This is a genomic window from Ectothiorhodospira shaposhnikovii (genome assembly GCF_016584105.1).
GTDB classification, from domain to species: Bacteria; Pseudomonadota; Gammaproteobacteria; order Ectothiorhodospirales; family Ectothiorhodospiraceae; genus Ectothiorhodospira; species Ectothiorhodospira shaposhnikovii.
Map to the genome: position 1 here is coordinate 1 of NZ_NRSM01000123.1, position 287 is coordinate 287.

General features: G+C 71.4%; 1 protein-coding gene. It reads right to left on the minus strand.

Annotation, left to right across the window (positions count from 1 at the left end):
- The coding region (locus CKO35_RS17675) for an Hpt domain-containing protein (protein ID WP_200177411.1) at positions 1-225 on the minus strand (225 nt) is incomplete at its 3' end.
- Between the last annotated feature and the right edge of the window lie 62 nt (positions 226-287).

The following is a 287-nucleotide window of genomic DNA, read 5'->3' on the forward strand; positions in this document are numbered from 1 at the left end:
GTGCAGCAGCGCGTGTTCGAGCGCCCTCGCCAATTCGCTGACACCGGCGAGACCGACGCTTGCGGCGCTGCCGGCCAGCGTGTGGGCAGCGCGCACGAAGGCGGCACTGATCGGCGCCGGGGCCGGTGCGGCGAGCAGCGAGGCGTATTCGCTGCGCAGTGTCGCCAGATGCGCGCTGGCTTCCTCGCGGAAGATTCGCCACAGGGAAGGGGAGACTCGCTGCATCGGGCGTACGGCGCGCGGGTCGCCGCTCAGCCGACCTTGAAGCCGGCAACCGAGCCCTTGAG